The organism is Microcystis sp. M31BS1 (assembly GCF_020245285.1).
GTDB classification, from domain to species: domain Bacteria; phylum Cyanobacteriota; class Cyanobacteriia; order Cyanobacteriales; family Microcystaceae; genus Microcystis; species Microcystis panniformis.
Genome location: NZ_JADBVE010000209.1, coordinates 1 through 6875, shown reverse-complemented (window position 1 = coordinate 6875; position 6875 = coordinate 1). Strand labels below are relative to the sequence as shown.

The window sequence follows — 6875 nt, the reverse complement described above, 5'->3', positions numbered from 1 at the left end:
GGGAGTATTTTCAGTGAACAGTAAACAGTAATCAGTGAAAAGACAGTAGGAAACTTCTATTTAATACTGCTCACTTAAAACTCAAATCTGATCACTGATAACTTACCCACTGATAACTGATAACTGATTACTGATAACTGATAACTGATTACTGATTACTATGCTGTAATTTCCAGAGAAAACTAGCGAGGAGATTGGTGATAACATGAGCGAGGATCGGGATTAATAAATTACTGGTGATGATGACGGTATAACCGAGGGCAAAACCGACAACAGTTGCCCAGATAACATAGGGCCATTGTTGGGAACCGCTAAAATGGAGGATACCAAAAATTAGACTAGAAACGGTTAAACCAAAGATATTTAAGCCTAAAGCTGGCAAAATTACCCCGCGAAATAATAATTCTTCACTTAACCCCGGCAGTAATCCAATCCAAATTAAATCAGGCCAAGCTAAAGGTTTAATGACTAATTGTAAGTAAGCGTTAGCACTATGGCGATAACTAGACCAAAAACGATAGAGAAGCCCACTAATTCCACTAATTGCCCCCGCTAAGGCTAATCCGAACAAGAAATCCGGGAGAGTCCAGCGAATGGCGGGAATAGCGATCGCACCGAAATATTGCCAAACTTTGGCGACTACCAGCAAGATAATCGCCGTTACCGCCATAATGGTGAGGACTTGTGTGCGTGTCAGGGGATCAAATTCGGAATTAGGGGAATTAGTCACGGATTCTCGGATAAACAGCGTAAAGAGTTTAAAGTAGGGCGAAGAGATGCTAGGTTAACCCCGGCCCGTTGACAAACGATCGCACCGATCGCCTCCATATACGAGTGTACCCTAATTGCTTTCACCCCTAGAGGTTCCGGGGCCACCTTCATTCTTGTACTATTTTCCCCAACAGTAATCAGTACACTTTTTTCTTGACAAAAACTCAAAACTGTGCAACAGCCGCAGGCACTGGCGGGAACGATCAGCGCGTCCACCTCCCGGCCCCAAATAGCATCGGGACTGGGCTGCTTGACCAATTGGGGGGCGCGACTTAAACCCACCAAAACGCAGGGTAAAAAAGTATAACCGATTTCTTCGGCCGCGGCCTTGGGGGAAAGTTGCGGATCGAGGGGCAGCGGACTTAAAGCGGGAGCGTGGGCTGCCGGTATTTGGAATTGTCGGACCACCAGATGGGAAATTACCGCCTCGGCCCCGGCAAGGGGATCCACCCCCTGACCATGGCGATAATTAGCCAGGGCAATGCTATCGGGATCGTCGGGAAAACGGGCAACAATGGCGATCGCTTCCGCCCGGCCCTGGTTAATCAGTTTTTCTGCTCCCCGCAGCAAGCTGTCGGGATTACCAATTGTTCCCCAACTGGCCCCAGAGGCTGCCTCTCGCAACTGCACATTTAAGGGGGCATCGGTGATAACGTAATCGGTCAGATCTAAGCCTAGGGTGGCCCGGACAGCATCGGCAGCCTGAAGGTGTCTTTGCAAGAGGTCAAATTCAATGGCGCGATCAAATAGTAACCCGATGCGATTTTGATGGACGGGACTTAATCCCCAATCCCCCCGGGCAAAACGATCTAAAGCGTAACCCTCCACATAATAGGTGTTGTCCAGAGGCCAGTACAGTTGTGCGCCATTAAGGACATTGGGATGGGTAATTAGGCGATCGCAAACTTTGGCGATCGCTCTGGCCACGGGAATGCCATCCCCAGCATAACCGCCAATCGCGGCCCCGATGCCGGTGGGAATAATTAGTACGGCGGTATAGGGACGGGAATTCACGAGGCAGTGGTGACAATCGCTTCGACTTTGACTTGATTATTCTCGGTATCCACTTCTGTGATTGCCCAACGCAAGGGTTCACCCCGTTTGGCCAATTCTTTTTCAATTTCTTGCTGCAGTTGTTGCGGGGTTTCCTGTAGGTCGATTTCGGCGCTAATAAAGTGAGTGGTCATAGTCATAACTCCCGTGGATCATCTCATTTAGTTTACCGCAGTGGGGAGACCACTTCCTGAGCGTTGCGGGGGGGAGTGGGGAGAAGACCGATAGCCGTAGTCTGACACCTTTAGGAATAGACCTCTTGTAAAAATCAACAATTATCTTGGTTGGTTAGGAGTCAGCAGCCAGTAGCCAGGAGAATTAAGAAGGAACAGTCATCAATTAAACAGTCTATTTGGATATTTTATGCCACTTAATCCTTATTTTTAGCGTTTTTAAACCATCAAAAATCAATTGTGCCAGAGATTTAAGCATTAGCTTCAAAATAGTTAAGAATTATTCTCAACTATTAAAAAATATTGTTGATACTAGACTTGGCTAAAAAAAAGCCCTAGACTGAATGGTTGACAAGAAAATTAGTCTAGAGCCTGATTAAGCCAAAGAAGCGATGCCAGTTGCTCCTTTAGCAGTGCATAGTTGAGGCTAAGTGATTACTAGAATCATTTAGCGCCAGCTTTGTCTATGTCTAAATTCTAGTCTTGACGTTATTTAGCGTCAACTTGAGTCTAAAAATCCTTTGATGGTTGGACACAGGTATTCTCTGGACTTTTTTGAGCAAAGTTCGACCTAATTGAGATAATTTCTCATTTACTCTTTCCAAATCGTCAAGGAGAAGCAGATGTTATCTGATCCCACAGAATCCGAAAAAATAGATTTCCCCAAAACCCTAGATATCGCCACCGTTTGCGTTTATGGGCTAGGAATCCTCTCGGCGGGCTTATTTTTATTCCTGCCCTTCGTCAATCTCCTGCATCCGAGTCCGTGGCAGCGATGGTTAGGCACAATTCACGGTTTTGGCTCTTTATTAGCCCTAGTCGTCATTGTTTACGCAGGCCACCTCGCTTTTCCCCTGTTAAGAGGTTCTAGCAAACTCTTGCGGCAAATGCGAACCCTCACCTTCTGGGCTACCGTCCTCGCTTTTTTAGCGATCGCCACTGGTAATTTAGCCTATATGCGCTATCGGGCCGATTTAGAGTTTGGCGGTGCGCGGGCATGGCTAAAGGAAAATTCGCCCCTCGGTCAATACGTCCTCATGGAATACCACGAATTCAGCGTCCTTTTTACCCTACCCCTAGGCGTGGCCTGCACTTGGATTCTCTGGAAATACGGCGACTCAATTTTGGACAAAGCTAACCGACCGGTGTTAACAGCCACTTGCATTGCTCTGATGGCAATGATGTTTTTTGCTATGGGTGGTCTCGTTAGCGGCCTCGGTGTCGCCAAAATTCAGGCTCTGTAAACCCTTATTTGCTGATTCAACTCAAAAATGACTAAAATTCAACTTTCGCTCGTTCTAGCCACTGTTTTCGGCTTACATACTGTGTCTCCTGCCCTAGCGGGTTCGATGTATAAAATCACCGACTTGGGTACACTCAGCCCCGATGGTACGGATACGAGGGCAGCCAGCATTAACAACCAAGGTCAAATCGTCGGTCGTTCCCGCACTGCCGGTAATACCGCTTCTAGTGGCTATATCTGGGAAAACGCTACGATAACGGCTTTACCCCTTACTGGCCCAGTTAATGGCGGCACCCCCGTCACTCTCCCCGGTCGCGGTGGTTTATCTCGTTCTATTAATGACGCAGGGATGATTGTCGGTGCGGGAGATGAAACCGCCGGACCCACAGACCGGGCGTTATTGTGGACTCCTAACGGTTCCGGGGGTTACGACCTCAACATTTATAACTTTGGTGGCCTGGAAAGTTATTTTATCGACATCAACAACAGCAATCAGATTGCTGGTTATCATATCTTTGAAACCAATCGAAGAAACGCTATTTTCTGGGAAGATGGTACGCGCATCAACTTACCTAGTCTTGACGGCGATCAAAATTTTGGTTTAGCCATTAATGACAATACCGAAATCGTTGGTTATGTAGACTCCGATGGTGTAGTGGACGGAACTAATGTCTACAGTGCTGCTTTTTGGGAGCAGGATGCCAATGGTAATTTTGTCCTGACTAATCTAGGAATTCCCAACGGATTCGCCCAAAGTTTTGCCCGAGATCTTAACGAAAATGGCTTAGTTATTGGTCAAGCGACTAATGGTTCAGGAGCCACTTTAACCTCTAGTGGATTCCTCTGGGATAACGGCAATTTGATTAATTTAGGCAGTCTTGGTGGTACGCGAGGCGATGCTTTAAGTATTAACGAATCTGGTCAAATTGTTGGCTTTTCTAATCTTGCTAGTGAAGTTGCCCATGGGACTCTTTGGCAAGAAGGCCAGTTATTTGATTTAAATAATTTAGTCATTAATGGTACGGGTTGGGTTTTAAATCAAGCCACGGGCATTAATGGGCGTGGCCAAATTATTGGTTTTGGCACTTTTACTAATGAATTGGGAGAAACGGAAACCCGCGCTTTTCTCCTAGAATCTGTACCCGAACCTAGCACCATTATGGGACTTTTAGCGGTGGGAATTTTGGGTTTTACACAGTTACGAACTCTTAAAAAATAGGAGCAACTCTCATGACACAACCCTATGTTGATAGCCCTTGGTACGGTAAAATCTGGGCTTTTGTACAACAATTTCCCCAAGGTTTAGCCCAAGGTGCCAAACGTTCTCCCGCTACTTCTGGCCCTGCAGCTGCGGCAATTATTAGCGCCGCAATCGGTTGTTGTTTAATGATGGTTTCTCACCATTTTTCCGATGCAGACCAGACAAAAACCGTAGAAACTCTGCTCTGGAATTTAGGGTCTTGGATTCCTGGCAGTAAAAATCCTAGCAAAATGTGGGGTAATATTGGCAGTTATACCGGCAAAGAAACTATGTTATTAATTGGCTGGTTAATCAGTTGGCCTATACTCCATTATCTCTGGAAAGATCGCAAGATTAAGGCTAAAACAATTCTCTTTTGGTTTTTCGCCCTCATTATTGCCGCCACCGCTATGTCATGGCATCCTATCTTTCCTTATTTACCCTTAACTTAAACTTATGGAGGTAACAAAATGGATGTTCAAATTAGAAAACTTTCCTCTCGTAAAATGCACAATATCGTCTGGATTTTAGTGGGAGTTTTTGGTTTATTTGCTATTACTTTTCCTCTGTCTATGTGGCGAGTCAGCAATATGGAAAAGTTTCAAGGTTCTCATGTTAAATCTTTACCAGTGGAAGGAGAAGTGAATTGCAAATCTTCACGGATTACAACTAAATAAGGGGCTGGCTTAATACTAAGCAAGACAGTTTCAGCTAAGAAGGAAAAAATGTCATATCCTGTGGAGGCAAAACATCAAATAGTTGTTGAAAAGGAGAGACAATTTCTGAATTTTTGGCTGAGACTAAAACCCCCTTTTCAGAGATTTTATCTACTCCAAGTAATCTGGTTAAGCTGTACTAAATTTAAACTGAGTATTGGAAATTTGGCTCTTCTGGTTTCTGTGTGGAAACGAGGTCTATACTGATAGTTTCTTCCGCGGCTCGACTGAGCTTCGCTGAACGTAAAAATAGCCCTAAAAGTCTTGCCCGATAAGCATTTCACGATTCCATAAGCAAAAATTATCACACAAAGAATAAGAGAGCCATTCTCGTACTATAATTGATAGTAGGCTTTCCCCTAGAGATTATGATCGCAGTTCCCAACTACATCAGTCCCCAAGAATATCTCGCTATCGAGCGCCAGAGTCAGATCCGTCATGAATACCGACGTGGTTTGGTTTATGCGATGGCCGGCGGTACGGATAATCACGAGCGCATCGCCTTCAATTTTCTCAAAGTCATTGACGAACATTTCGGCGACTCTACAGACTGTAGGTTTCACTCGGGTAATGTCAAGGTTAACTATCAAGATCAGTTTTATTACTATCCCGATGCTTTTGTTACCTGCGATCCGCGCGATCGCCAAGATCGTTATCTGAAACGCTATCCGAAACTAATTGCGGAAGTGCTTTCCCCCAGTACGGCCGCTTTTGACAAGGGCGAAAAATTCCAAGATTATCAACAGATAGAAACGTTAGAAGAATATGTATTAATTTCCCAAGAAGTCCAGCGCGTGGAATGCCGTCGTCGTAATTCTCTGGGGATATGGGAAACGACTATTTACGAGACAGGCGATCGCGTGATCCTGTCAAGTATTAACCTAGAGTTAGCCATCGCCGATCTCTACCGGGGAATAGATTAAAATGCGAACTACTCTCAAGGGAGTTGAGAGCTTACTGCTTCCATGGCAATGGATAGACCGCATTTAGTTTATTTGTACTAACTAGGGCTTGCTGAATAAATCTAAAAACCTTGTTGGATAAGGCTTTTAGACTTTTTTCCCCTCAAAAAGTGCTGATCATTGGAGTGATCGGGGGTAAAATCCCTGGACTTTTTCCCTGAAAATTAGGTAACTGACCCTCAAAATCGGTAAAACCCTACACCCCACACCCCACCTGCCCCCCCGATGTCGGGGGGGTTGGGGGGGGTCACACCCTGCCCCCACCAACAAACTTTTTCAGCAGACCCTAACTAGCTCGGCAATTTTCCAGCCATTGTTCTAAATCCTGTAGTGACTGAAAATCTAACAAAGCTTCTCCCAAGTTTTCTAACTGTTCTAGGTCAAGACTGCGGATATTGGGCAATAATTCGGGAGAAATGTCCCCTATCCGCCGATTTAATAGACGTAAAACTAGGTTAGCTTCTCCTTCTTGTCGTCCTTCTTGTAAACCCTCTTGTAAACCCTCCGACCAGATTTCTTGATAGATAACTGATTCTTTCATGATGTCTTTCCTCAATAATCGTTGAATGATGTCTTTCTCTATACTTTAGACGTTCATAATCTGAGATTTATTAAACTTCTGAAATCGTAGAGTCAGCAAGGAATCCAGTTCTTTTTTATGTTTCAAATGGGCATCATTCAAACATTCATAAATGGCTGAAGAAAAGTCAGAAAAGT

Annotated in this window: 8 protein-coding genes and 2 pseudogenes; 5 read left to right on the top strand and 5 right to left on the bottom strand. The window is 44.8% G+C overall.

Annotation, left to right across the window (positions count from 1 at the left end; genetic code table 11):
* Nucleotides 1–148: 148 nt before the first annotated feature.
* Genes IM509_RS12330 through IM509_RS12320 form a run of 3 tightly spaced genes read right to left on the bottom strand, consistent with a single transcriptional unit; the run spans nucleotide 149 to nucleotide 1958 of the window.
* Nucleotides 149–730 (bottom strand): CPBP family intramembrane glutamic endopeptidase, encoded by a 582-nt coding sequence (locus IM509_RS12330; protein ID WP_052275689.1) that lies wholly within the window; start codon nucleotides 728–730, stop codon nucleotides 149–151.
* The gene (locus tag IM509_RS12325; protein WP_185237852.1) at nucleotides 727–1785 is read right to left on the bottom strand and encodes a DUF3326 domain-containing protein; all 1059 of its coding nucleotides are present in this window, start codon (nucleotides 1783–1785) and stop codon (nucleotides 727–729) included. Before IM509_RS12325 ends, IM509_RS12330 begins: the two co-directional genes overlap by 4 nt.
* Nucleotides 1782–1958, bottom strand: coding sequence for a DUF8621 family protein (locus IM509_RS12320; protein WP_002734354.1), 177 nt, complete (start codon nucleotides 1956–1958; stop codon nucleotides 1782–1784). Before IM509_RS12320 ends, IM509_RS12325 begins: the two co-directional genes overlap by 4 nt.
* A gap of 662 nt (nucleotides 1959–2620) precedes the next feature.
* Here IM509_RS12320 and IM509_RS12315 point away from each other — a divergent pair.
* The 5 genes from IM509_RS12315 (at nucleotide 2621) to IM509_RS12295 (ending at nucleotide 6119) form a co-directional block, all read left to right on the top strand.
* Nucleotides 2621–3241: a hypothetical protein gene (locus IM509_RS12315; RefSeq protein ID WP_052275687.1), complete on the top strand. Its 621-nt coding sequence runs from the start codon at nucleotides 2621–2623 to the stop codon at nucleotides 3239–3241.
* A 27-nt stretch (nucleotides 3242–3268) separates the two neighbouring features.
* The gene (locus IM509_RS12310; protein WP_185237851.1) at nucleotides 3269–4459 is read left to right on the top strand and encodes a PEP-CTERM sorting domain-containing protein; all 1191 of its coding nucleotides are present in this window, start codon (nucleotides 3269–3271) and stop codon (nucleotides 4457–4459) included.
* Between the two features lie 11 nt (nucleotides 4460–4470).
* Nucleotides 4471–4932: a hypothetical protein gene (locus IM509_RS12305; RefSeq protein ID WP_002762822.1), complete on the top strand. Its 462-nt coding sequence runs from the start codon at nucleotides 4471–4473 to the stop codon at nucleotides 4930–4932.
* 18 nt (nucleotides 4933–4950) lie between these two features.
* Nucleotides 4951–5157: a hypothetical protein gene (locus IM509_RS12300; RefSeq protein WP_002762824.1), complete on the top strand. Its 207-nt coding sequence runs from the start codon at nucleotides 4951–4953 to the stop codon at nucleotides 5155–5157.
* Nucleotides 5158–5564: 407 nt separating this feature from the next.
* Entirely contained in the window at nucleotides 5565–6119 is a 555-nt protein-coding gene (locus IM509_RS12295) for a Uma2 family endonuclease (protein ID WP_272079482.1), read from the top strand.
* Between the two features lie 325 nt (nucleotides 6120–6444).
* On the opposite strand, the pseudogene IM509_RS12290 reads toward IM509_RS12295, so the two are convergent.
* Both IM509_RS12290 and IM509_RS12285 read right to left on the bottom strand, forming a co-directional pair.
* Nucleotides 6445–6741 (bottom strand): annotated as a pseudogene (locus tag IM509_RS12290) (DUF4351 domain-containing protein); the annotation flags it as partial.
* Nucleotides 6742–6744: 3 nt separating this feature from the next.
* A pseudogene (locus tag IM509_RS12285) lies at nucleotides 6745–6875 on the bottom strand (IS630 family transposase); the annotation flags it as partial.

Bases quoted from the DNA above. Each gene is read 5' to 3' on its own strand.
- IM509_RS12320 (WP_002734354.1), bottom strand. From the start codon at position 1,958: ATGACCACTCACTTTATTAGCGCCGAAATCGACCTACAGGAAACCCCG.
- IM509_RS12315 (WP_052275687.1), top strand. From the start codon at position 2,621: ATGTTATCTGATCCCACAGAATCCGAAAAAATAGATTTCCCCAAAACC.
- IM509_RS12310 (WP_185237851.1), top strand. From the start codon at position 3,269: ATGACTAAAATTCAACTTTCGCTCGTTCTAGCCACTGTTTTCGGCTTA.
- IM509_RS12305 (WP_002762822.1), top strand. From the start codon at position 4,471: ATGACACAACCCTATGTTGATAGCCCTTGGTACGGTAAAATCTGGGCT.
- IM509_RS12300 (WP_002762824.1), top strand. From the start codon at position 4,951: ATGGATGTTCAAATTAGAAAACTTTCCTCTCGTAAAATGCACAATATC.
- IM509_RS12295 (WP_272079482.1), top strand. From the start codon at position 5,565: ATGATCGCAGTTCCCAACTACATCAGTCCCCAAGAATATCTCGCTATC.